The organism is Prescottella defluvii (assembly GCF_000738775.1).
Lineage (GTDB): Bacteria > Actinomycetota > Actinomycetes > Mycobacteriales > Mycobacteriaceae > Prescottella > Prescottella defluvii.
Window position 1 is genome coordinate 1 of record NZ_JPOC01000008.1, and the last position, 24,267, is coordinate 24,267.

Annotated in this window: 21 protein-coding genes; 8 read left to right on the plus strand and 13 right to left on the minus strand. The window is 70.2% G+C overall.

Annotation, left to right across the window (positions count from 1 at the left end):
- Positions 1-28: 28 nt before the first annotated feature.
- The 8 genes from IJ15_RS0103065 to IJ15_RS0103100 all read right to left on the minus strand — a co-directional run bounded on the left by IJ15_RS0103065 (position 29) and on the right by IJ15_RS0103100 (position 7,159).
- Positions 29-1,099: a quinone-dependent dihydroorotate dehydrogenase gene (locus IJ15_RS0103065; protein WP_031936876.1), complete on the minus strand. Its 1,071-nt coding sequence runs from the start codon at positions 1,097-1,099 to the stop codon at positions 29-31.
- Between the two features lie 8 nt (positions 1,100-1,107).
- Positions 1,108-1,356 (minus strand): DUF5703 family protein, encoded by a 249-nt coding sequence (locus IJ15_RS0103070; RefSeq protein ID WP_031936877.1) that lies wholly within the window; start codon positions 1,354-1,356, stop codon positions 1,108-1,110.
- A 6-nt stretch (positions 1,357-1,362) separates the two neighbouring features.
- Positions 1,363-2,364 (minus strand): YncE family protein, encoded by a 1,002-nt coding sequence (locus tag IJ15_RS0103075; protein ID WP_031936878.1) that lies wholly within the window; start codon positions 2,362-2,364, stop codon positions 1,363-1,365.
- A 96-nt stretch (positions 2,365-2,460) separates the two neighbouring features.
- Positions 2,461-3,354, minus strand: coding sequence for a heme ABC transporter ATP-binding protein (locus IJ15_RS0103080; protein WP_051918477.1), 894 nt, complete (start codon positions 3,352-3,354; stop codon positions 2,461-2,463).
- Positions 3,354-4,412, minus strand: a complete 1,059-nt coding sequence (locus IJ15_RS0103085; RefSeq protein WP_031936880.1) for a FecCD family ABC transporter permease — start codon at positions 4,410-4,412, stop codon at positions 3,354-3,356. Before IJ15_RS0103085 ends, IJ15_RS0103080 begins: the two co-directional genes overlap by 1 nt.
- Complete coding sequence (locus tag IJ15_RS0103090) at positions 4,409-5,428, minus strand: heme/hemin ABC transporter substrate-binding protein (protein ID WP_031936881.1); 1,020 nt, start codon at positions 5,426-5,428, stop codon at positions 4,409-4,411. The genes IJ15_RS0103085 and IJ15_RS0103090 overlap by 4 nt, the downstream gene beginning before the upstream one ends.
- Entirely contained in the window at positions 5,425-6,108 is a 684-nt protein-coding gene (locus IJ15_RS0103095) for a biliverdin-producing heme oxygenase (protein ID WP_031936882.1), read from the minus strand. The genes IJ15_RS0103090 and IJ15_RS0103095 overlap by 4 nt, the downstream gene beginning before the upstream one ends.
- A 115-nt stretch (positions 6,109-6,223) precedes the next feature.
- Positions 6,224-7,159: an aldo/keto reductase gene (locus IJ15_RS0103100; RefSeq protein ID WP_031936883.1), complete on the minus strand. Its 936-nt coding sequence runs from the start codon at positions 7,157-7,159 to the stop codon at positions 6,224-6,226.
- Positions 7,160-7,377: 218 nt separating this feature from the next.
- Here IJ15_RS0103100 and IJ15_RS0103105 point away from each other — a divergent pair, with 218 nt between their 5' ends.
- Genes IJ15_RS0103105 through IJ15_RS0103120 form a run of 4 tightly spaced genes read left to right on the plus strand, consistent with a single transcriptional unit; the run spans position 7,378 to position 10,424 of the window.
- Positions 7,378-8,223 (plus strand): undecaprenyl-diphosphate phosphatase, encoded by an 846-nt coding sequence (locus IJ15_RS0103105; protein ID WP_197059732.1) that lies wholly within the window; start codon positions 7,378-7,380, stop codon positions 8,221-8,223.
- Between the two features lie 36 nt (positions 8,224-8,259).
- Entirely contained in the window at positions 8,260-8,964 is a 705-nt protein-coding gene (locus IJ15_RS0103110) for a histidine phosphatase family protein (protein ID WP_031936885.1), read from the plus strand.
- A 39-nt stretch (positions 8,965-9,003) separates the two neighbouring features.
- Positions 9,004-9,597 (plus strand): DUF3090 domain-containing protein, encoded by a 594-nt coding sequence (locus IJ15_RS0103115; protein WP_031936886.1) that lies wholly within the window; start codon positions 9,004-9,006, stop codon positions 9,595-9,597.
- A gap of 5 nt (positions 9,598-9,602) precedes the next feature.
- Positions 9,603-10,424 (plus strand): SCO1664 family protein, encoded by an 822-nt coding sequence (locus IJ15_RS0103120; RefSeq protein WP_031936887.1) that lies wholly within the window; start codon positions 9,603-9,605, stop codon positions 10,422-10,424.
- On the opposite strand, the gene IJ15_RS0103125 is transcribed toward IJ15_RS0103120, so the two are convergent.
- Positions 10,395-10,889 carry a MarR family winged helix-turn-helix transcriptional regulator gene (locus tag IJ15_RS0103125; RefSeq protein ID WP_031936888.1) on the minus strand — a complete coding sequence of 165 codons (495 nt, stop codon included), beginning with the start codon at positions 10,887-10,889 and terminating at the stop codon, positions 10,395-10,397. The two genes, IJ15_RS0103120 and IJ15_RS0103125, sit on opposite strands and share 30 nt — an antisense overlap.
- 92 nt (positions 10,890-10,981) lie before the next feature.
- Here IJ15_RS0103125 and IJ15_RS0103130 point away from each other — a divergent pair, with 92 nt between their 5' ends.
- Both IJ15_RS0103130 and mshC read left to right on the plus strand, forming a co-directional pair.
- Positions 10,982-13,141 carry an MMPL family transporter gene (locus IJ15_RS0103130; RefSeq protein WP_031936889.1) on the plus strand — a complete coding sequence of 720 codons (2,160 nt, stop codon included), beginning with the start codon at positions 10,982-10,984 and terminating at the stop codon, positions 13,139-13,141.
- Between the two features lie 10 nt (positions 13,142-13,151).
- Positions 13,152-14,393, plus strand: coding sequence for a cysteine--1-D-myo-inosityl 2-amino-2-deoxy-alpha-D-glucopyranoside ligase (gene mshC / locus IJ15_RS0103135; RefSeq protein ID WP_031936890.1), 1,242 nt, complete (start codon positions 13,152-13,154; stop codon positions 14,391-14,393).
- Between the two features lie 6 nt (positions 14,394-14,399).
- Here mshC and IJ15_RS0103140 read toward each other — a convergent pair whose 3' ends face one another.
- Entirely contained in the window at positions 14,400-15,677 is a 1,278-nt protein-coding gene (locus IJ15_RS0103140) for an ATP-binding protein (RefSeq protein WP_031936891.1), read from the minus strand.
- Positions 15,678-15,886: 209 nt separating this feature from the next.
- Here IJ15_RS0103140 and IJ15_RS0103145 point away from each other — a divergent pair, with 209 nt between their 5' ends.
- Both IJ15_RS0103145 and IJ15_RS0103150 read left to right on the plus strand, forming a co-directional pair.
- On the plus strand, positions 15,887-16,453 hold the full coding sequence (locus IJ15_RS0103145) for a nucleoside deaminase (protein ID WP_031936892.1): 567 nt from the start codon (positions 15,887-15,889) through the stop codon (positions 16,451-16,453).
- A gap of 12 nt (positions 16,454-16,465) precedes the next feature.
- Positions 16,466-17,434 (plus strand): antibiotic biosynthesis monooxygenase, encoded by a 969-nt coding sequence (locus IJ15_RS0103150; protein WP_031936893.1) that lies wholly within the window; start codon positions 16,466-16,468, stop codon positions 17,432-17,434.
- An 11-nt stretch (positions 17,435-17,445) separates the two neighbouring features.
- Here the strand turns inward: IJ15_RS0103150 and IJ15_RS0103155 are convergent, their stop codons facing one another.
- The 3 genes from IJ15_RS0103155 to IJ15_RS0103165 form a co-directional block, all read right to left on the minus strand.
- A complete protein-coding gene (locus IJ15_RS0103155) occupies positions 17,446-18,702 on the minus strand; it encodes an Nramp family divalent metal transporter (RefSeq protein WP_031936894.1) in 1,257 nt (418 codons plus the stop codon).
- Between the two features lie 174 nt (positions 18,703-18,876).
- The gene (locus tag IJ15_RS0103160; protein WP_197059727.1) at positions 18,877-19,701 is read right to left on the minus strand and encodes a glycoside hydrolase family 19 protein; all 825 of its coding nucleotides are present in this window, start codon (positions 19,699-19,701) and stop codon (positions 18,877-18,879) included.
- A gap of 381 nt (positions 19,702-20,082) precedes the next feature.
- The gene (locus tag IJ15_RS0103165; protein ID WP_031936896.1) at positions 20,083-24,255 is read right to left on the minus strand and encodes a TIGR02680 family protein; all 4,173 of its coding nucleotides are present in this window, start codon (positions 24,253-24,255) and stop codon (positions 20,083-20,085) included.
- Positions 24,256-24,267: the final 12 nt, after the last annotated feature.

Below are 24,267 nucleotides of genomic sequence, written 5' to 3' on the forward strand. Positions count from 1 at the left end.
GCAACAGCCCGCGGCGTCGGTGCGGTGGTTACGTGCGCGCGCCGGCACCCACCGCGTCGCCGATCGACTGGAAGCCGGCCTCGCGGACCTTGCGGGCCAGGCCCTTGTGCAGCTTGCGGGCGTAGAACGGACCGCCGTAGATGAATCCGGTGTAGCCCTGCACCAGGGTCGCTCCGGCGAGGATCCGCTCCCAGGCCTGGTCGACGGTCTCGATGCCGCCGACCGAGATCAGGACCAGCTTGCCGCCGACCCGGGCGTGCAGGCGGCGCAGCACCTCGAGCGACCGACGCGCGACGGGGGCACCGGACAGGCCGCCCGCACCGATCTCGTCGATCCGCGACTGCGGGGTGCGCAGGCCCGCGCGGGAGATCGTGGTGTTGGTGGCGACGATGCCGGCCAGGCCCAGTTCGACTGCGAGGTCGGCGACGGCGTCGACGTCCTCGTCGGACAGGTCGGGCGCGATCTTCACGAGCACCGGGATGTGCACGGTGTCGAGGACCGCCTGCAGCAGCGGGCGCAGCGACTCGACGGCCTGCAGATCCCGCAGTCCCGGGGTGTTGGGGGAGCTGACGTTGACGACGAGGAAGTCGGCGAGCGGGCCCAGCAACCGGGCGCTGGCGGTGTAGTCGCCGGCCGCCTCTTCCGCGGGGACGATCTTGGTCTTGCCGATGTTCGCGCCGATCGGCACGTCACCGCGGCGGTGCCGCAGGTGGTTGGCGGCGTGGCCGGCGCCGTGGTTGTTGAATCCCATCCGGTTGACCAGGGCGCGATCGTCCGGGAGCCGGAACAGTCGCGGCGCCGGGTTGCCGGGCTGGGCCTGCGCGGTGACGGTGCCCACCTCGGCGAAGCCGAAGCCCAGCGGCCCCCATGCGTCGACCCCGGTCGCGTCCTTGTCGAAGCCGGCGGCCAGGCCGACGGGCGCCGGGAAGTCCACGCCGAACGCCGTGGTGCGCAGCGCCGGGTCGTCGACGACGAGCACCTTGGCGACGAGGGCGCGGATCGGTGCGAAACGGGTCACGAGTCGCATCGCGGCGAACGCGAGGTGATGGATGCGTTCCGGGGGAACCCGGAACATCAGACGCAGAAGCAGGTGGTACACGAATCTCCCTAGATTCCTGGTGCCGGAATGTGATGGGTGGTCTTGCGGCGGCGGAGCAGGATCCGACGACTGCCGTCGGTGTACAGGCGCACGCGTGAGAGTTCCCAGCCGCCGAACTCGGCCTGCAGGGCCAGACGCATCGACGCGCTCACCCGGGTGACGTCACGGGGCAGGCTCAGCGGAATGTACTCGAACTCCTCGGAGTCCGATTCCCACTCGGGAGGAATCCCGCGGCGACGCTGCGACCTGGACGTCACGGTGGATCACCCCGCGGCCAGCGGGATCCACTGCAGTCCGTCGCCGGCCGCGGAGCCGACGACCAGGTTTCCGCCGACGGTGTCCACCGCGACGGAGTTGGGCTGGCGGACGGTGTCGTAGCGGGCCTTCTCCACGGGGATGCCGGTCGAGAGGTCGTAGCCGACCACCTTGTTGCTCGCGGTCAGCGTCACCCACACGAGATCGGTCCGGTCGTCGTAGGCGATCGCGTACGGGGCGTTCGCCACGGGGTACCGCTGGCGCATGATCAGCGGGTCGGTGGTGAACACCAGCAGTTCGTTGCCTGTGGTGTCGGTGACGAGGATCCGCCCGTGCCGGTCGGTGATCAGCTGGGTGGCGCCCTCGCCGGCGCGCAGGGCCAGGCCCAGTTCCGCGTCCTCGAGGTCGATCTGCGTCAGCGACGTCTGACGGCGGTCCAGGGCACTCAGGTCCTCGCCGGTCACCGCGAGGGCGTCGACGGATGCCAGACCGGAGATCGTCTCGGTGGTCCCGCCGGTTCCGGCGATCACCTGGACGCGACCGCTCGAGAGTCCCACCGCGAGCCGGCCGTCGGGGAGGAAGGCTGCGGACCGGGCATCCCCGTCGACCGCGGTCGAGGCCGCCTCGCCGGAGGCGATGTCGACGATCTGGACGCGGCCGTCCATCGGTGCGAGCACGCGTCCGTCGGATGCGAGCGTGATCTGCGCGGCGGTTCCGTCGAGCGTGATCTCCCGCGGCTCCGTGCCCTCGGTCTGCAGCAGCAGACGCGTGCCGCCGTCGGTGAGGACCGTGGTGGTCTTCGTGGTCGCGTCGAACAGGAGTGCGTCGACGGCGCGTCCGATGTCCTGCACCGATCCGGCGGGGGTGGCGCCGGCGGGGGAGACCGCCGCGGTGGCCGGTTCGATCGTCTTGAGGTTGTCACCGTTCTGCTCGGACGAGCACCCGGTGAGCAACAGCAACGCGGCGGCCCCGATCGTGCAAGCGGTGATGCGCGGTGCCGGTACTCGCATGGGTGTGCTCCTCGGATGCTGCAGCGGTGGTGCCGTGGGGTGCGTGTGTGCTCGCCTCCTAGCATCCATGATCGACCGAACCGGCCGGAATCCGAGTCACCCCGTACGTGAGTCGGGCGACACTCGCCTCCCGGAGGCCGGCGCGGCGTCCCGGCGCGGAAGCACCAGCGTGGCACCCGATCGTGGGTGCCGGAACACCTCGACGGGATGCCCGTAGACGCGGGACAGCAGTTCCTCGGTGAGCACGTCGGCGGGTGGGCCGTCGGCCGCCGCGCGGCCGTCCTCGAGGACACAGATCCTGTCGGCGTACGCCGCAGCCAGTCCCAGGTCGTGCAGCACGACGACGACCGCGGCGCCGTCGGCCGCCCGGTCCCGGGCGATGCGCATCACGGACTCCTGATGGCCCAGGTCGAGGGCGGCGGTGGGCTCGTCGAGGAGGGCGGTCTCGGTGTCCTGTGCGAGGACGCGGGCGAGGGCGACGCGGGCCCGTTCACCGCCGGAGAGGACGCTGAACGGCCGGTCGGCGAGGTGTCGGACATCACAGATGTCCAGGCACGTATCGATGACCTCGTCGTCGTCGACGTCCCGTTCGGTCCGCTGCCACGGCGCCCGCCCCATGGTGACCACCTGGCGGGCGGTGAACGAGAACCCCACGGTGTGCTGCTGCGGCAGCACCGCGCGGCGACGCGACATGTCCGACGGTGTCCATTCGCCGAGCGGCTTGCCGTCGAGTTCGACGGTCCCCGCCGCGACCGGCTGGTCGCCGGACAGCGCGGCCAGCAGCGTGGACTTGCCGGCGCCGTTGGGGCCGACGAGCGCGAGTACCTCGCCGGCGCGGACGGTGAGGTCGACGCCGTCGAGGACGGTGCGACCGCCGCGCTCGACCCGGATTCCGGTGGCCCGCATCGTCACTCCGCCGGGTTCGGTGCGGGCCGGGACGTCAGCGGTGCGGCCGAACATGTTTCGGGCGCGGTCGAGGATCGAACTCATCACGCCCACCCACCCTGCCGGGATCGGGTGCGGCGCAGCAGCCAGAAGAAGAACGGTCCACCCACGAGGGAGGTCAGCATGCCCAGCGGCAGGTCGGCGTTCTCCACCAGAGTGCGGGAACCCAGGTCGGCGGCCAGCAGGACCACCGCGCCGCCCAGCACGCTGGCGGGCAGCAGCAGTCGGTGTCCGGGGCCGACGAGCATGCGCATGACGTGCGGCACGACCAGGCCGACGAACAGGATGATGCCGGTGAACGCGACGCCCGACGACACCAGCACCGCGACGATCACGATCGCGATCAGTCGCAGCTTCTCGACGTCGACACCGAGGTGCCGGGCGGCGCTCTCGCCGAGGGCGAGCAGGTCGAGCTTGGGCGCGATCAGCATCGATGCGGCGATTCCGGCGATCGCCATCGGGGCGACGATCGCGACGGCGTTCCAGCTGGCCCCGTTGAGGCTGCCGAGCTGCCAGAACACGATCTGGTCGCGGGCCGCGGGGCTCGCGACGAACGTGAAGAACGCGATGAGGCCGCCGGCGAAGGCGTTGATCGCGACACCGGTGAGTACGAGGGTGACCACCTCGGTGCGGCCCTCGGAACGGGCCAGCAGGTAGACGAGCGTCGTCGTGATCAGGCCCGCCACGAAGGCGGACGCCGCGACGGCCGGTCCGGCGGTGAAGGCGCCGCCCAGCACGATCGCGGCGCTGGCGCCCACCGCCGCGCCGGCCGAGACGCCGATGACGCCCGGCTCGGCGAGCGGGTTGGAGAACACGCCCTGCAGGAGGGCGCCCGAACAACCGAGGGCTGCCCCGACCAGGATCGCGAGGATCACCCGCGGGAACCGCACCTGCCACAGCGTCACCTCGCCGCTGGGGTGCGACGGCATCGGCCCGATGTCGAGCCCGATGCGGTGCATCACGCTGCCGAGGACCTCGGCCGGACTGGTGGGGACCTGGCCGATGCAGGCCGACGCCAGCGCCAGCGCTGCGAGCAGGACGACCAGCCCGACGACGACCGTGATCGGCTTGACGCGGGGCCGGTCGGTGACTGTGGTACTCATTCCGCGTCGGGGTGGTAGATCGCCTCGGACAGCGCCGCCAGCACCTGGCCGGTGTTGGAGCCGAAGCTGAGCAGCACGGTGTCGGACATGTCGACGACCCGCTTGTTCCGGCCCGCCGGCGTCTGCGCGATGCCCGGAACCTTCTCCAGGCCGTCGACGCCACCGATGGATTGGAGACCGCCGCTCATCATCAGGATGACGTCGGGTGCGGCAGCGATCATGGCCTCACTCGTGATCGGGACGAACTCGCTGGTCAGGCCCGATGCGGTGCCCGCGTCGGTGGCGCCGAGCGCCGCGATCAGCGAGTCGGCTCCGGAGCCGGGTCCTGCGAGCATCGTGATGGAGGGGCCACGCATGTAGAGGAACGCGATCTTGGGTGCGTCCGCACCGGCAGGGACCGACGCCTTCGCGGCGGCGATCTCCTGCTCGGTCCGTGCGACGAGCTGCTCTCCCTGGGCGGGCACGCCCAACGCCTCGGCCACCGCGGTGATCTGCCCCGGCACACCCTCGAGCGTGCGGGTGGGATCGAAGAAGACGACCGGAACGCCGGCGGCGCGGAGCTGGTCCTGCACCGACTTGGGGCCGATGCTGGTGTCGGTCAGCACCACGGTCGGGGCGAGATTCAGGATCGCCTCGGCGTTCATCGCCTGCCCGCCGGGGGTGATGTTGGGGATGTCCTTGGCGGCCGGGAATCCGGATGCGGTGTCGCGACCGACGACCTTGTCACCGAGACCCAGTGCGAACACCGTTTCGGTCAGGGTGCCGTACCGGTCGGCGGTGACGATGCGGCTGGTGTCGGTGATCGTGACGTCGGCACCGTCGAAACTGCGCACCGTGACCGGCAACTGCGGGGTCGGATCGTCCGCAACGGGCCGGGGGTCGGCGTCGACGACCACTGCGGTGGTCGGGCCGCGCTGAGCGGTGTCGTCGCTCGTGACCGAGGTGCAGGCCGCGAGGGAGACGACGGTCACGGCCGAGGCGGCCGCGACGAGGAGCCGGGAGAGCGCAGATCTCATTTCACAAGGTAGCGATCGATATCGGCTTCGAGATCGGCGAACAGGCCGCCGTTGAGGCCGTACGCGAGGGTGACTTCGCTGATGAAGCGGGCCTGCTCGTCGGCGGACAGCGGCGCCTGATCGAGCTTGGCCCGGTACTCGTCCTTGAAGACCTTCGGCTTGGCGATCTGGTCGAAGATGTAGAAGCGCAGCCCGTCGACCTCGTAGCCGTACGCACGCTCGAGCATGCGGCGGATGATCTGGCCGCCGGACAGGTCGCCCATGTAGCGGAGGTAGTGGTGCGCGACGAAGTCTGCGGCGGAAGTGAAGGCAACCTCCTCGAGGCGCGCGACATACGCCGCGGTCGCGGGGGTGGCCACCAACTGGTCACGCCATGCCGGGCCGAGCAGGAACTCGAGGTCGGCGGCGAGGGCCGGAAGCCGGACCAGTTCGGGGGCGATGAAGGGTGCCGCGATCGGGTCGGCCGCGTGAGCGTCGGCAGCGCGTTCGAGTGCCTCGTACACCAGGTACGTCTGCACCAACAGGGCCGCGTAGCCGTCCTTGGTCAGCTTGCCCGCAAGGAGATCGCCCACGAATCGGGACTGCTCGGTGGCGCGGTGAGCCGCATCGGTCTCGGTCTTGATGCGCTCGGCGAAACCGGCGGGCGCGCCGGTCTCGGTACCCTGGTCGAGCACGTCCATGTGATCTCCTTCACGGTGACTTTCGTCGGACACAACGGCTACGAGGTTAGCCTATCCTCGGATCGTTTTCCTTACTAATCACCCCGAATCAATCGAAAGTTGGACGCGCGACCTATCAGGCGCTGACGTCGTCGAGCGCCGACGCGATCGCCGCGGGCAGCACCAGGTCCTCGGCGGACAACACCCCGGTGAGCTGCGCGAGGTCCCGTGCGCCGACGACAGCGCTGGCCACACCCGGCCGGTCCCGCGCCCACGCGAGTGCCACCGCGAGCGGTGACGTGCCCAGGCCGTCGGCAGCGGTGAGGACCGCGTCGACCACCCGGACCGACGACTCCGTGAGATAGCTGCGGACCTCCGCGGCATGCTGCTCGTCGGCGCCGCGGGAGTCGGCGGGAATCCCGTCCCGGTACTTACCGGTGAGAACGCCGCCCGCGAGCGGGACCGCGGCGAACACCCCGACACCGTGATGCGCCGCGGCGGGGAGGAGTTCCTCCTCTACCCCGCGGGCGAGAAGTGAGTACTCGGCCTGGGTCGCGACCAGCCGTCCCGGCCCGTGGCAACCCGCCGCCGTCGCGAGCTGCCAGCCCAGATACCCGCGGGCCCCGGTGTAGCGGACGCGGCCGCTGCTGACCGCATGATCGAGGGCCGATGCGACCTCGTCCACCGGTGTCAGCGGATCCCACGTCGCGACCTGCCACATGTCGAGATGGTCGGTGCCGAGCTCACGCAGCGTCGAATCGAGCTGAGCGAGCAGACCGCGGCGGGAGCAGTCGACGCGCTGCCCGTTGTGCGCATACGGATTGATGCCGGCGCTCCCGCCGAGGATCAGGTACTCGCGGGGCACCACGTCGTCGAGCAACTCGGCCAGCAGGCGCTGGGCCTTGCCGTCACCGTAGGCGGGGGAGGTGTCGACGAGGGTGCCACCGGCATCGACGAAGGCGGACAGCTGTGCCGCGGCTTCGTCACCGTCGGTGTCCCGACCCCAGTGCAGGGTTCCCAGCCCGAGCCTCGACACCCGCAGACCGCTCGTTCCCACCGCTCTGTATTCCATAACCGCCCACGTCTCGACACTGGTTGTTTCCGTTGACTTCACCGGCAGGACGAACGCCCACCGGTGAAGAACACTAGTAGCGCGCACGGCGCGCCGAGTACAGCCACGCCGGGTACCGTCTGTGCCGTGAAACTTGGACCACACGCGTGTAATGCGGATGCCCGCAACCTGATCCGCCGCTGCGCAGTCGACACGAGTGGCCCGGGGTCCCTCGCGTGATCGGGGAGGCCATGACCTGGCTCCAGGCGATCGTGCTCGGCGCGGTACAGGGGCTCACCGAGTTCCTGCCGATCTCGTCGTCGGGCCACCTGCGGATCGTCTCGGAGATCTTCTTCGGCACCGACGCCGGGGCGTCGTTCACCGCCGTGACCCAGCTCGGCACCGAGGCTGCGGTGCTGCTCTACTTCGCCCGGGACATCGCCCGGATCGTGACCGCCTGGTTCCGTGGACTGTTCCACGCCGAGCACCGCGGGGACCTCGACTACCGCATGGGCTGGTACGTCATCATCGGCACCATTCCCGTCGGCGTGCTCGGGTTCCTGTTCAAGGACCAGATCCGGACCGGCGCAAGGAATCTGTGGCTCATCGCCACGATGCTCATCGTCTTCGCTCTCGTGATCGCGGCGGCCGAGTACTACGGGCGCAAGACGCGCCCCATCGAGGACCTGCGGGCACGGGACGGCATCATCATGGGCTCCGCGCAGGCGCTCGCGTTGATCCCCGGTGTCTCGCGTTCCGGCGGCACCATCAGCGCCGGTCTGTTCCTCGGGCTCACCCGCGAGGCCGCCGCCCGCTACTCGTTCCTGTTGGCGATCCCCGCGGTCGTTGCGTCCGGATTGTTCAGTCTCCCCGATGCATTCGAACCGGCCGGTGAGGGGCTGATCGCGTCCGGGCCGCAGTTGCTGGTGGCCACGCTGGTCGCGTTCGCCATCGGGTATGCCTCGATCGCGTGGCTGCTCCGCTTCGTCGTCAACCACTCGATGTACTGGTTCGTCGGGTACCGCATCGTGCTCGGTGTCGTCGTGCTGGCGTTGCTCGCGACCGGTGTGGTCTCGGCGACCTGACCGGTGCCGGCGTGGGACGCCACTAGGCTGTAGCGCATGACGGTGATCCTGCTCCGACACGGACGTTCGACGGCGAACACCTCCCGCACCCTCGCCGGCCGGTCACCCGGGATCGCGCTCGACGACCTCGGCGTCGAGCAGGCCAAGGGGCTGATCGACCGGTTGGCGGGCGTCGCGATCGCCGAGATCGTGCAGTCGCCGCTGCTGCGGTGCGAGCAGACCGTCGCCCCGCTGGCGATCGACCGCGGCCTGACGCCGCGGGTCGACGAGCGACTCGTCGAGGTCGATTACGGGCAGTGGACCGGCCGGAGCCTGAAGGAACTGGTCGAGGAACCGCTGTGGCGGGTCGTCCAGCAGCACGCGTCGGCCGCGGTGTTTCCCGGCGGCGAGGGGCTGGCGCAGGTGCAGGCCCGTGCCGTGGCCGCGGTGCGCGACCACGACCGGCGTCTGGCCGGCGAACACGGCCGGGACGTCGTGTGGATCGCCTGCAGTCACGGTGACGTGATCAAATCGGTGCTCGCCGACGCGGTGGGCAGCCACCTCGACGGGTTTCAGCGCATCGTGGCCGAACCCGCGTCGATCAGCGTCGTGCGTTACACCGAGACTCGACCGTTCGTTCTCCGGATGAACGACACCGGAGGGGACCTTGCCGAGTTGAACGGCGCCGGCGGCGCGGGACACGACGCGCAGGAGTCGGTGCCCGGCGGCGAGGTCGGCAATGATCGGCCTGCGGGACGGTAGGCGGATAATGAAGCGATACGCAGAATTCGAGGAGGTGCAATGCCACGCGCGATCCATGTTTTTCGCACCCCTGATCGATTTGTTGCGGGGACGGTCGGCGAACCCGGCGACCGGTCTTTCTATCTCCAGGCCGTGCATGACGCGCGGGTGGTGAGCGTGCTGCTCGAGAAGCAGCAGGTGCAGGTGCTCGCCGACCGGATGGGTTTGCTGCTCGAGGAAGTGCACCGACGGTTCGGGACGGCCGTGCCCCCGGAGGCCGGCGAACTCGGTGACCTCAGTCCGCTGTTGACACCGCTGGACGTCGAGTTCCGGGTAGGCACGATGGGGCTGGGCTGGGACGCGGAGGCGGAGTCGGTCGTCGTCGAACTGTTGGCGGTGACCGAGACGGAGATCGACGAATCCGTCGTCCTCGACGACGCGGAGGAAGGGCCCGATGCCGTGCGGGTGTTCCTCACCCCGATCCAGGCCCGCGAGTTCGCGCTGCGCTCCGAGCGTGTCGTCGCGGCCGGACGTGCCCCGTGCCCGCTGTGTGGCGAGCCGCTGACCGCGGACGGCCACGTCTGCATCCGCACCAACGGATACCGGCGTATCGCGGGATTCGATTCGACCGTCGAGTTCGGAGAAGAGCTCTGACGGCGGTGCCGGTCGACCCGTCGGATCCCTCGGACCGCGAATTGCTCGCGGTCGGCGAACTGACGCCGGTCGGTCGGATCGTCCATGCGAGCAACGCGACGCTGGTGTGCGACGCGTCCACGAACGGCCGGTCGGTGCGCTGCGTGTACAAGCCGATCCGGGGCGAGCGCCCACTGTGGGACTTTCCGGACGGGACCCTCGCCGGCCGCGAGGTCGCGTCGTATCTGATCTCGGAGGAACTGGGCTGGGGCGTGATACCCCGGACGATCCTGCGTGACGGGCCGCTGGGGCCCGGCATGGTGCAGCAGTGGATCGAGACCCCGGAGCGCCATCCGGAGTCGGGCGGGCAACTCGATCTGGTGGACATCTGCCCTCCCGAGGAGGTGCCGCCCGGCTGGCTCGAGGTGCTGCGTGCTCTCGACGTGCAGGGTGCGGAGGTGGCGTTGATCCACGCCGACGATCCACGGCTGCAGCGGATGGCGGTCCTCGACATCCTGCTCAACAATGCCGACCGCAAGGGCGGCCATGCACTCGAGGGTGTCGACGGATCGGTGTACGGCGTCGACCACGGCATCTGCCTGCACGAGGAGCTCAAGCTGCGCACGGTGCTGTGGGGTTGGGCGGGTGCGCCGATCGGCGACGACCTGATGGCCGACGTGGCCGCGTTCGCGGAGCGGCTCGAGGGCGAGGAGTTCGCGGCCGTTCTCGCCGAGCACATCACGGCCCGCGAGATCGATGCACTGCGGGAGCGCGCGCGGGATCTCGTCGCGGCACCGGTGATGCCGCATCCCGTCGGGTCACGCCCGATTCCCTGGCCCGCCTTCTGACTCGGTCCGGTCGCGGTGGACCTGTCGACTGCGGATGAGTTCCAGCAGTAGACGGCGCAGGGCGCCGGGATCGGAGACGCCGGCGGTGAGGCTGGTGTCGTCGCGTTCGAGGGCGAGGAGTCGACGGTAGATCTCGTGCCCGGTGTCGGTGATCCGGACGCGTAGACGCCGCTCGTCCCGCGGGTCGGTCTCCCGGCTGACGAAGCCTTCGCGTTCGAGCCGCTCGACCGTGCGGCTCATCGTCTGGTCGGTGACCTGACAGGCGCGGGCCATGTCCCGTTGCGAGTGCGGCCCGTCGGCGAGGGTGTGGAGTGCGATGAGGCCGGCGTGAGTCATGCCGTGGGTACGCAACTGCTCCTCCCACGTGCGTTCGACCAGGCGTGCGGCGGTGGACAGCAGCCGGCCGGTGGGCCAGGAGTCGAACCCGCCGGACGCCGGTCCGGAGGCGGGGGTGGTGTCGGTCACGTCGGGCCTCCGTGCAATTGTTCAGCAGGCTGAATAAACTCTCTCTCGAGTTCGAGCCTATTCCCCTCGTCGATCCCCGGAGGATCCACAGCATGCCTGCACGGACTGATTCGAGCCAGCGCCGCACCTCCCGCCTGCGCTGGCTCCTGCCGGCCCTCCTCGTCCTCGTCTGGCTCGCCGTCGGCGGATTCGGCGGCCCGTTCGCCGGCAAGCTCGGTGAGGTTCAGCAGAACGACAACACCGCATTCCTGCCGGCCTCCGCGGAGGCGACCGAGGCGGGAGTCCTCTACGAGGGATTCACCGACACACGCTTCGTGCCGGCCATCGTCGTCGCGGAACGCGATTCCGGGATCGTGCCGGGTGACGCGGAGTTCCTCGCGCAGGCGGGAGCCGCGGTCGCGGGCGGGGAGGGCTTCGGTGACCAGGTGTCGCCGCCCATTCCGTCCCAGGACGGGCGCGCGCTGCAGATGATCGTCCCGATCGACTCCACCGTCGACGTGGGGGACAGCGTCGACGAGTTGCGGACCGGGCTCGAGGGAGCGCCCGACGGGCTCGAGGTGCTGGTCACCGGGCCGGCCGGTCAGGTGGCGGACCTGTCGACGGCGTTCAAGGGGATCGACGGACTGCTCCTGCTGGTCGCAGGCGCGGTGGTGCTGCTCATTCTCGTCGTGGTCTACCGCAGTCCGTTGCTGCCGCTGCTGGTGCTCTCGTCGGCGGTGTTCGCACTGGGGCTCGCGAGCCTGCTGGTGTACCTGCTGGCCGATTCCGGTGCGATCGCGCTGAACGGGCAAAGCCAGGGCATCCTGTTCATCCTGGTGTTCGGTGCCGCCACCGACTACGCCCTGCTCCTGGTGGCGCGGTACCGGGAGGAACTGCGCAACGAACCGGATCGGTTCGACGCGATGAAACGCGCGTGGAGGGCCACTCTCGAGCCGGTCGCGGCGTCCGCCGGCACGGTCATCGCCGGTGTGCTGTGCCTGCTGCTGTCGGACCTCAATTCCAATCGTGGGCTGGGTCCGGTGGCGGCGCTGGGCATCGCGGCGTCGTTCGTCGCGTCGATGACCTATCTCCCGGCCGTGCTGGTGTTGTTCGGCCGGGTCGCGTTCTGGCCCAAGCGCCCGTCCTACGATCCCGGCCACGCCGACCGGGACGAGACCGCCGACCATCGTTTCTGGGGTGGCCTCGCGAAGAAGGTGGGCGCGCACCCGCGCCGGTTCTGGATCGCGTCGAGCCTGGTGCTCGTGGCGTTCGCGCTGCTGCTGCCCACGTTCAAGGCGAGTGGTGTGGCGCAATCGGACATCTTCCTGCTCGACGTCGATTCGGTCGCCGGTCAGCAGGTCCTCGGTGAGCACTTCGACGCGGGCGCCGGGTCACCGGCCGTGGTGATCGCTCGGGAGGGGGCCGTCGACGAGGTCGTCGCGGCCTCGCAGGTCGACGGCGTGAGCGAGGTGCTCGTGGTGTCGACGCCCGGCGACCCGACGGGCACCCCGATGGTCGTGGACGGCCGCGTGGCGCTCCGGGCGACGCTGACCGATCCCGCGGATTCGCTCGCGGCGGAGCAGACCATCGAGCGTCTGCGTGACTCCGTCCACGCGGTGCCGGGCGCCGACGCGCTCGTCGGCGGCCCGACCGCGACCGATCTCGACACCAAGACCACCTCGACCCGCGACCGCACGGTGATCATTCCGGTGGTGATCCTGGTGGTGTTCGCGATCCTGGCGTTGCTGCTGCGCGCGCTGCTCGCGCCGCTGATCCTGATGGCGACCGTGGTGCTGTCGTTCGCGGCGACGCTGGGGGTGTCCTCGCTCGTGTTCGACCACCTGCTGGGCTTCCCGGGTGCCGACCCGGTGGTGCCGCTGTTCGCGTTCGTCTTCCTGGTGGCGCTCGGCATCGACTACAACATCTTCCTGATGACCCGGGTACGCGAGGAGTCGATCCGGTTCGGGACGCGGCGCGGCACCCTACGGGCGCTCACCGTCACCGGCGGCGTGATCACCTCGGCGGGTGTGGTTCTCGCGGCGACGTTCTCCGCGCTCGCGGTGATTCCGCTGTTGTTCCTCGCGCAACTCGCGTTCATCGTCGCGTTCGGGGTGCTGCTCGATGCGCTGCTGGTGCGGTCGCTGCTGGTGCCCGCGCTCACGATCGACATCGGTCGGAAGATCTGGTGGCCGAGCCGTCTGGCGTCGGCCCCGGACTCCGGGGAAGCGCCGCCGTCGACTCCGCCCGCAGAGGCGGCAGCGACTCTCCATTAGGCTCGTTCCCATGCAGTCTTGGTCCGATACCGCTGTCCCGTCCGTGCCCGGCCAGGGCCCGGCCCTCCGGCTCTACGACACCGCGGATCGACAGGTCCGTCCGGTGACGCCCGGGCAGGTGGCGAAGATGTACGTGTGCGGGATCACCCCGTACGACGCGACCCACCTCGGGCACGCCGCGACCTATCTGACGTTTGACCTGGTGAACCGGATCTGGCGGGATGCAGGGCACGACGTGCACTACGTGCAGAACGTCACCGACGTCGACGATCCGCTGTTCGAGCGGGCCGCGCGCGACGGTGAGGACTGGATCGTGCTCGGGATGCGGGAGACCGCGCTCTTCCGTGAGGACATGGAGGCGCTCCGGGTACTGCCTCCCCGCGACTACATCGGCGCCGTGGAATCGGTGGACGAGGTCGTGGAGTTGGTCGAGAAGTTCGTGGCCTCCGGGGCCGCGTACATCGTCGACGACGCCGAGTTCCCCGACGTGTACTTCCGGGCGGACGCCACCGCGCAGTTCGGGTACGAGTCCGGCTACGACCGCGCCACGATGGACCACTTCTTCGCCGAGCGCGGCGGGGATCCCGACCGCCCGGGCAAGCGTGATCCACTCGACGCGCTCGTGTGGCGCGCGCAGCGTCCCGGCGAGCCGTCGTGGCCGTCGCCGTTCGGTCCCGGTCGTCCCGGCTGGCACATCGAGTGCGCCGCAATCGCGCTCAACCGCATCGGCTCCGGTTTCGACATCCAGGGCGGCGGCAGCGACCTGATCTTCCCGCATCACGAGTTCTCGGCCGCTCACGCCGAATCGGCCTCGGGCACGGAACGTTTCGCTCGCCACTATGTGCACACCGGCATGATCGGGCTGGACGGCGAGAAGATGTCGAAGAGCCGCGGCAACCTGGTGTTCGTCTCGAAGTTGCGCGGCGAGGGCGTCGATCCGGCCGCGATCCGGCTGGGTCTGCTGTCGGGCCACTACCGGACCGACCGTGCGTGGACCGGCCAGGTGCTGGCCGACGCGCAGGCGCGACTGGAGTTGTGGCGCAAGGCCGCCGCCGTCGCGTCCGCTCCGTCGGCGGAGGACACGATCGCCCGGTTGCGGCAGCATCTCGCGGACGACCTGGACACGCCCAAGGCGCTCGACGCGATCGACGGATGGGCGCGGCGGACGGTCGACCACGGCGGGCCGGACGAGTCCGCTCCGGCCGCGCTCGCGGCGGCGGTCGACGCGCTGCTCGGCGTCGACCTGCGCTGACGGCGGTCACAGCCGCGTGAACCGTTCGCGGTCCTCCTCGAACTCGGTGAGGATCTCGCTGGTCAGCGTCGGGCGGGTGTCGGCGATCGCCGCGAGGTAGTCCTCGGTGGTCGCCGGCCGGCCGGAGCGTTCGGACACCTCGCGTTCGAACGCGGCCTGCGAGCCCTTCCGGGAGGCGAACTCGATGTCGGCGGGGGTGAAAAGCTCGCTGGCCTCGACCAGACGGTCGAGGTTCACGTGGACCGCGGACGCGCCGAGGTAGCGCTGCCACACGGCGCGGCGGGCGGGCGTGTCGGGCGGTCCGACGGGAATGACGTAGTCGAATCGTCCGGGACGCAGGAACGCCGAGTCCAGGGAGTGGACCGAGTTGGTCGCGCACACCATCAGCCGGCGCTCCGATTCCCGGAACGCCGGGATCAGCTTGAGCAGTTCGTTCGTGACACCGTGCGCCGGGCTGGTGGCCAGTCCTGTTCGGGCGCTCGCGATCTCCTCGACCTCGTCGATGAAGACGACGACCTCGTCGAGTTCGGCGAGGTCGGCGAACACCTCGCGCAGCGATGCCGCCAGTCCGCCGTCGGACGTCGCCGCCAGGCGGGAGGGGAACAGTTCCACGAACGGCCAGTCCAGGCGGGACGCGATGGCCTTCGCGAAGCTGGTCTTCCCGGTGCCGGGTGGGCCGAAGAGGATGACCGCCTTCGGTGGCTGGACGCCGTACTGGTCTGCCAGATCCGGGTTCTCCAGCGGGGAGACGATCCGCTGCTCGATGACCGTCTTGACCTCCTCCATCCCGGACATCGTCGCCCACAACCCGTTCGGCATCACCCGGCCGCCGAGTTCGCTCAGCAGCGTCTTGTCCGGCCCCGGGGGCTCGAGCAGTTCGTAGTAGACCAGGCCGTCGCGGCGGAGGTAGCCGGAGTGTTCGAACGCGGCCGACCCGGTCGCGGCCTCGGGCAGCACCGCGGAGATCCGGTGGGCCCCGGCGCTGCGCAGTCGCCGCTCGAGGTTGGCGAGCAGCGCGCTGCCGATGCCGCGGTTGCGCCAGCGTGACCCGAGCGCGACCAGCAGGATCCACGCTCGTTCGCCGTGCACCTGCGCGACGGCCATGCCGACGAGTTCGTCGCCGACGGCGGCCACCACGGCCGGTTGACCGGCCCGCGCGGCAGCCATCACCTCGGCGAGGGTGAAGACGGGTTCGGGGGATCCGGGGGACCGGCTCTGGTCCCAGACCTGGATCGCCTGGTCCAGGTCGTCGTCCTGGAAGTCTCGCAATCGCCACACCGGCATCTGCGCTCACCTCGGCTCGATCGGCTACGGGTGTATCCCAGTAGACACCCGGAGTTCGCTGGTGTCAGGTCGCCGTCGGTCGTGGTGCCGTGCCGGTGCGGGCGTTTTGGTGCAGGTCGACGCTGTGATCGGAGCCGAAGCCGTGTGGTGAGGGTCACCGAATGGGTAAATTGTGCGGAGGGGGCCGAAGCTCCGGAGGCGAAACGGCCATGACACCAGACGAACTCATGAACGAGGCATGCCGGCTCGCGGTCGAGTCGGTCACCAACAACTGGGGCGGCCCGTTCGGGGCGGTGATCTCCCGCGACGGTGAGATCGTGGCCCGCGGCCAGAATCGGGTGCTGTTGACCGGTGACGTCACCGCGCACGGAGAGGTCGAGGCGATCCGCAAGGCGGTCCAGGTCCTCAATGCCCGGGCGCCGAGCATCGGCGCCGAGCACCTCGACGAGTCGACGCTGACACTGGTGCCGCGCCCCGAGGGTTCGCCGGACAAGGTTCCCGAGCGCGCCCGCATGCTGATGGGGATGGAGATCTACACCAGCGGCGCCCCGTGCCCGATGTGCATGAGCGCGATCTACTGGTCCCGCCTCGATGCGGTGTACTTCGCGAGCGACTTCGCGGCGACCACTGCGATCGGATTCGACGACGCGTTCCAGTACGACGACTTCACCCGCCCGTTCGCGGATCGATCCATCAGGATCGAGCAGGTGCGTCAGGATCTGGGCGCGGCCGCGTACGCGGTGTGGGCCGACAAGCCCGACAAGCATCCCTACTGAGCGGTCACAGCGATGGTCGCCTCGGATGCCAGACCGCCACGTCGCTCCCCGGCGACGGTGGTGGTCACGCACACGGTCCGGGCCGGGCGCGAACCGGACTTTCGCCATTGGCAGGACGAAGTCGACAGGGCGGCAGCAGGATTCGACGGCTTTCTCGGGTCCGAGGTCACCTCGTCCGGGAACGGTGGGTGTGAGTGGTCGGTGGTGTACCGGTTCGACTCGGTGACCCACCTCGAGCGGTGGCTGGGCAGTGCCCGCCGCCGCGACCTGCTCGACCGAGCCGACTCGCTGTTCGAACGGGCGCCGACACAGCACGTGCTGGTCGAGGACGACGGGACGGCACCGGTGACGGTCGCGGTGTCGCATCCCCCCGTGCCCGGTCGCGAACCGGAGTTCCTGGCGTGGCAGCAACGAATCACCCAGGCCGAGAGCAGGTTCCCCGGCTTCCGGGGATCGGAACTGCATGCGCCGATCCCGGGGATCCAGGACGAGTGGACGATCCTGTTCACGTTCGGATCGCAGGCCGACCTGGACCGGTGGCTCGGGTCGCCGGACCGGGCCGCGTTGCTCGCGGAGGGTCGGGCGTTCCGGGACTTCAGCCTGCGTACCGTTCCGAATCCGTACGGGTCGTGGTTCCCGTCGACCGCCGGCGCGGCCACGCAGGTCCCGTCCTGGAAGACCGCGTTGTCGGTGCTGGTCGGGCTCTACCCCCTGGTCGTGGTGTTGACGATCACGATCGACGAGGTGTGGCCGCGGGCGCCGCTGTGGCTGAGCCTGCTGATCGGCAACATCGCGTCGGTGAGCCTGCTCACCTGGGTCGTGATGCCCATCGTCACGCGCGCGCTGCGATTCTGGCTCGAACCCGGCACCGTCACCGACCGGCGGGTCGACACGCTCGGCGTCGTCGTGTCGGTGGGTTTCCTCGCCCTCGCGGCCATCGCGTTCTGGCTGCTGACGACGGTGGTGTGGACGCTGCCGTGAGCCGGCGCGGCCTACCCGGCTCCGGTGACGGTGAGCCAGAGCAGGGCGACGTTGAGGGCGATGATCAGACCTGCACAACCCCACGCGAGCGCGGTCGTCGCCGAGGCGTTGCGTTCGGGTCCCATGAGCTCGGGGTCCGACGTCATGCGGACGAGGGGGACGAGCGCGAACGGGATGCACAGGCTCAGCACCACCTGGCTGATGACGAGTGCGTAGGTGGGATCGATCCCGATTCCGAGCACGATCAGCGCCGGGATGAGCGTGACCACCCGGCGAGTGAGGACGGGGATGCGCATGTGCAGCAGTCCGTGCATGATCTCGGATCCGGCGGCGCAGCCCACCGAGGTCGAGGCCAGGCCGGAGGCCAGGAGCCCGATCGCGAACACCACCGCGACGCCGGGGCCCAGGGCCGCCTGGATGGCGGCGTGGGCGCCTTCGATGCTGTCGGTGCCGGGGACGCCGCGCAGGGCGGACGCGGCCAGCAGCAGCATGCCGATGTTGACGCCGCCGGCGACGACGAGCGCGCCGCCGACGTCCCAGCGGGTCACCCGCAGCAGGCGGCGCAGGCGGGGCCCGTGGCCGGCGGCGCCGTGACGGTCGCGGGCCAGGGCGGAGTGCAGGTAGATGGCGTGCGGCATGACGGTCGCGCCGAGCATGCTCGCCGCGAGTAGGACGGTCTCGGTGCCCTCGAAGCGGGGAACGAGGCCGGCGACGGCGTCGCCGGCTGCCACGTCGGTGAACGCGAGGCCCGTGAGGAACCCGATCGTGATGATCGCGAGCAGTCCCATGACCACGAACTCGAACGTGCGCTGTCCGCGGCGGGACTGGATGGACAGGATGACCATCGAGACGGCGCCGGTGATGAGGCCACCGACGAACAGGGGCAGGCCGAACAGGAGATGGAGGGCGATGGCGCCGCCGATGACCTCGGCGAGGTCGGTGGCAGCCGCCATCACCTCGGCCTGCACCCAGAATGCCCGGCGATTGCCGGTGCGCAGGCGCTGCCCCAGCATCTCGGGCAGCGACCGCCCGGTCACCAGGCCCAGCTTGGCCGACAGGTACTGGATCAGCACAGCCATCGCGTTCGCGAGGACGAGCACCCAGATCAGCAGGTAGCCGTACTTGGCGCCGGCGGTGAGATTGGCGGCCACGTTGCCGGGGTCGACATAGGCGATGGCGGCGACGAAGGCCGGACCGAGCAGGGCCACCGAGCGGAGACCGCCGCCCTTGTGTCGCGTCGCGGCGGGTGCGTCGATCTCGGTGCTCACTGGACTCCGCTCACTGAACTCTTCGGGGCATTCCGCGAGCACCGACCGGGGCGATTCGCGTATACGCACTATAGAATTCGGGTTCCCAAACTTTCAAGCTGGGGCGCCCTGTAGCGCACGAACGCCCCCTTCCTCGTCCGGAAGGGGGCGTTCGTGTGAGTGTGGCCGAATCGGTCAGCCGAGGACGGCGAGTCCCCGCAGGAAGCTGTCGATGCGCTGCGGCAGCCCGTGGGTGCCCCCGTTGACGATCCGCGAGACCTGCTCGATGCCGGCAGTGTCGGCGGTGGCGTTGAGGTTGCGGGACTGCCAGTACCACGCGGCGGTCTCGAAGGCGTTCTCCGGTGCGGCCATCAGTTCGGGATGAGCGACGAAGTCGATGCCGAGGTAGTCGCTGACGCTCTGGTAGTTGTGCCGGCCGGTCACCTGGATCGCGCCGCGACCCTTGTACCGCTCGCCGTCGCCGGGCGCGACGTTGCCCAGATCCGCGCGGCCCTCGTAGGCACGGCCGGAGGCGTACTCCTCGAACGTGCGGAAGGAGTCGGACTCGACGACCAGCTGGGAGATGAAGGCGGCCTTGCGGACAGGGGTGTCGATCGCGGCCTTGGCGAGCGCCTCGTTGAGCGGGGCGACGTACTGGGCGAGCAGGTCGGGCGCGACGTGCGGCACGATGCCCGCGAGTTCGTCGAGGGTGACAGATGCGGGGCTCGGTGCCGGCGGCGCGACCGGGGCCGGCGCTGCCGCGGGTGCGTCCGCAGCGCCGGTCGCATCGGTGGCGAGTGCCGGCATGACCCGGGCCTGGGCGACGGGCGCTGCGGCCGATGTCGATGCGGGGAGGTCGAGTGCCTTCCGCAGGTTTGTCGTGTCGAGGAACTGGACCGCCGCGGCGGGTGTCGGCAGCGACTGCGCCGAGCTGGATGCAATGGGTCCGATTGCGAGGTTGCCGACGCACAGTCCGGCGACGGTGGCGGTGGCCAGGCCGGCGATGCGGACTCGTGACATGAGTCCACGCGGTGTGGACGTCGTCTGGTCGGTCGTGCTTTCAGGGGAGGTATGCAAGGCTCTGCTCCGGCTTGGGGCTGCCAACTGCGCAGCCGCGTCGGGCGTGAGCACCGGTAGAATCGGCAGTGGTCTACGAGATCGAGACCGAAGATCACTCGGTGGTCACGGCAATGTCACAACCAGATAACAGGCCGTTACACGGAATGTTCAAGTCATGGAGGCGAGGGTCACTCCGGGGCTAATTTGTGACACAGGTCACAAAAAGACCGGCGTGTCGCTGCGGGACATGCCGATAATTCGCTGGTAAAGGACCGATTCGGGGGTGGCCGGTCACCGGTCGGAGTTGGTCGTCGCCCCGCCCGGTGAGCCGTTTTCGCCCGACTAGACCTCGGCGAACTCGAGGCCGCCCTCGGCGGTGACCGGAACCCGACGGCGCATCGGCGACCCCAGCGCGCGGGCCAGATCACTGCCGTCGTGCTCGGCGAGCAACTCGCCGCCCGACCACACCAGCAGTGCGGCGCTGACGCTCTGCTCGGCGGTGGAATGCGCCAGATCGTAGTGCGCGCACCCGGGCACGCCGCCGTACGTGATCCACAGGTCGTAACCGGTCATGAACAGGTCCAGATCGAACTGGACGCTGAGCCCCAACAGCTCGCTGCGACCGTTGTCGTCGACGCCGGCGAACGCCTCGTCCAGGCCGAGCAGTCGCGGTGAGTGCGGATCGGCGGACGACAACATCACGTGCGCCGCCGCGAACAGCGGCAGGTGCAGCGACACGGACTGCTCGCCGCCCGAGAGCGCGCTGTGCCGGGCGACGGTGAGACGATCCTCGCTGCCGTCGCCGCCGATCAGTGTGAAGGAGAACACCCGCCACCGTCGGTAGTCGAGCGCGGCGGCGAGGATCTCCGGGTACGAGCGCTCGGGATGAGCGGCGCGCGCGATCCGCACCTGGGCCGCGAAGTGTGCGCGCACGGTGGCCAGTTCGTCGGCGCTCAGGGCCGACGGGGCCCGATCGAGGAGCTTGGACACAGCGCGTGAGCTGTCGTCGAGATTGTCGGCGAGGATCCAGTGCACGCCGATCGTGCTGCCCGACGACATGCGCCGCTCGCGCATCTCCGCGCCCATCTGGGCGATCAGATCGCGGGCGTCGGCGGTGCGCTCGTGGATCTGCTGCGCCAACCCGGTGAGCAGTGCGTCCTCGAGGATGCGCCGCTCGGAGTCGGTGAGCAGCACCTCCTGGTCCTGTCGGGCCGCGGCGATCCGGGTCGCGAACTCGCCGATCGACGCGTAGCCCTGGTCGTCCTGGACCCGCACCACCGTCAGGCCGTCCGGCGCGTCCCACTGCAGGCGGTAGTCCTGGCCGGCCGCGGCGAGCTGGGCGTCGAAGTCCTGCAGCGCCGCGGTGAGCGCCGAGCGGGTCGCCTTCTTGGCGTTCTCACTGGTCTTCACCGACGCCGTGGCCGTGACCATCGCGTGGTAGAGCGCGTCCACCTCGGGCGGCAGGATCGGCGAGTCCACGTCGCCCTCCGTCGCGATCCGGTAGACCAGCTGGTCGGGCGTGAGCCACGCCGCGCTGCTCTGCGGCCACGAGTGGGCGCCCTCGACGCCGAGAAGATCGAGCAGGTCGCGGCGCGCGTAGGGCGCCAGACGGTCGACGTCGGTCCGGGTCTCGGTCAGTGCGCTGCGCAGCGCCCCGATCGCGGCGCTGTGGGCGCCCTCGGCCTTGCCGATCTGTTCGACGGCCGCATCGTAGGCCTTGCGCGCGGACCGCTGCTCGGTCTTGCAGACCTCGATCCGGGCGCGGACCTGCTCGAGATCCGCGTCGATCTGCTCCGCGCTCGCGCCCAGGGCCTCCCGCAGGGTCTCGAGCCGGGAGATCTGCTGCGCGTAGTTCTCCTCCGCGACCGCCGCCTCCTCGACGAACTCCTCCGTATTACTGCGGGCCTCCTCGAGCCGGTTCACGGACTCCCGGTGGAGCTCGAGTTCCTTCTCCTGCTCCCGCCGGCAGCGGAGCAACTGCTCGCCCCGGCTCTCGAAGTGCCGGATCGACGCCGCCACCGCGTCGATGTCGCGGGCCTGATGCGACAGTCGATGCGCGACGGCGACCGCGCGGAGCTGCTTCTCCTTGACGGTGTGGTCGGCGATCGCGTGATCGAGTTCCTCACCGGAACTCGCGGTCGACTCGGACCGGCTGCGCAGCGCGCCGGCGGCCTCGGTGAGCTTCTTGATCGCGGCGAGAACGCCCGATGTGCGCGGCAGCGACTTCCCGGCTGCCGCGACCCGGCCGAGGAGTGCGGTCGTCGCGGACTCCTCGGCGTGGGCGGTATCCCGCCGCGCCTCGGCCTCTGCGATCTCCCGGGCGATCTCCTCCATGCGCTGTGCGCGCCGCCGCTTCCGGGCTGTCGCGCCGATGTACTCGGCGTCCGCCTTGACGTGGCGGCCGCGTTGCACGCCCTGCCAGAACCGGCCGTCCACCCCGACACCGACGGTGCCGGTGCCGGCGGCGCCCGCGGTGTCGAGCGCGATGGACTCGATGAGCGCCTGCACCACCGACTCCGGGACCCCGGCGTCGGGCTCCACCTCGAGGACGTCGGCGAGGGTCGGCCCCTGCGGGCGCAGCGCCCCGGGCAGCGGCGTCAGGAACTGCTCCGACTCGACGTCCGGGTGCGTACCGTCACCGGCTGAGACCCAGCCGTCGAGCAGATTCGCGGCGGCCAGCGCCGACTCGACGCCCGCGGCCACCGCGGGTTCGACGCCGTCGACGAACCGCACCAACCGCCACAGCGGAGCGCCGGACAGCTCGCTCCGATCGCCGGTGCGGAACGCGAACCCGGCCGGAGCATCGTCCTTCTCGGCCGCGACGCGATCGTGGTCGGCGCGCAGTGCGGCGATCCGTTCGGTGGCCGCGGACTGCTCGGCCACGGCATGGCGCCGCCGCGCCCGCTGCTCGTCGAGCGCGGTGTGCGTCTGCTCGTGCAGCACCGTCGTGAGGCTGGGGGAGTCGTCGTCACCGGCCAGCGACAGCGCGATGTCCAGCGCGGAGAACAGATCGGCGGTCACCCCGATCGAGGCGTACCCCGCCGAGTGCTCGGTCCACCACGCCCGCAGCGTGGCAGCACAATCGGCGCGCGCCAACGCGACCGAGGCCTCGGCCTCGGCGACCGCCGCCTGCGCGGCCTCGAGCAGTTCGCGACCCTTGTCGGCGGCGCGGTCGGCCCGCGTCCGCTCGGTGCCGGCCTTCTCGACGGTGGCGAGCGCACCCCGGACCGCGCGGACGTCGCCGTCGCGCTCCTCGGCGTGCCCGCGGACCGCGGTGGTGATCTGGTCCGAGCGCACCCCGTCGGGCAGTGGGCTCCAGACGATGCTGGCCTGTTCGGCGGCCTCGGCCAACTGCTCCTCGGCCCGCACCAGTTCGGTGGTCGCCCGCTTCACCGAATCGGAGGCCCGACCGGCCTCGTCGGTGCGCTGTTCGAGCGTCGCCTGCGCCCGGCGAGCCTTGTCCGCCTGCTGCTCGGTGGACAGCTTCAGTTGTGCCACGGCGGCGGCGAGGTCGTCGAGTTGCTGCTTGCCCTCGTAGGCCCCGGAACGCTGCAGCGTCTCGAGGTCGGCGCGGCTCTGCTCGAGCGCCCGTTCGGCGGCGGTGAACCGGTCCTCGGCAAGCAGTCGCTCCTCCTGCCGGGACGTCTGCAGCACCACGGCCTCGTCCAGTACGGTCTTCGCCCGCTCCACCGACTCGATGCGCCGCGCGACCTGCTCGACATCGGTGCGGGCCTGCTGGCCGAGATACTTCGAGTACACCGTCACGAAGCTCTGCGCTGCCTGATCGGCGGCGGCGAGCCCCTCGAGCGCGCGGCTGACCTCCTCCATGTCGCTGAAGGAGCGGGCCGCCTCGAGCACCAACTGCTCGTCGAGTGGGCGCAGGCCGTCGGTGAGTGCCTGCGACAACCCCTTCGGGTCCAGGTTCTTCGCGAGCTGCGGGCGGCGCAGGGTGAGGATCAGGTTGATGAGCTGGTCGTAGCGTTCGGTGCCCAGCCCGAACAGGCGCGCATCGATCGCGGCGCGGTAGTCGACGGGACGATCGGTGATCGCGTCACCACCGAGCTGTTCGGCGAGCTGCTTCTTGGTGAGGGGCCGGTCGTCGCTGCCGAGCAGTGAGAAGTCGACGCCGACGCGGCCTTCCGCGACGAAGTACCAGCGGGTGACCTTGTCGTTCTGGCGGCTCGCGCGCATCCCGATCCCGACGGTGACGGCCTCCGGGTCGTCCTGCGGACCGCGCGCGAACTCCATCCACACGTACGAGTGCGCCGAATCCTGGCCCCGGTAGAGCAGGTTCGACTTCATCGTGCGTTCCTCACCCGCGAACGGGTTCAGGCGGCGCGGCTCGATGCGGCCGTCGAAGACGAACGGGAACAGCACCTCGAGCGCCTTGGTCTTGCCCGAACCGTTGGGCCCGCGCAGTACGAGACGCCCGTCCGCGAAGGAGAACTCCTGGTCGCGGTAGTCCCACAGGTTGACGATCCCGGCGCGGGTCGGCTTGAAGCGCGCGTGTGCCATGCGAAGGTGCCT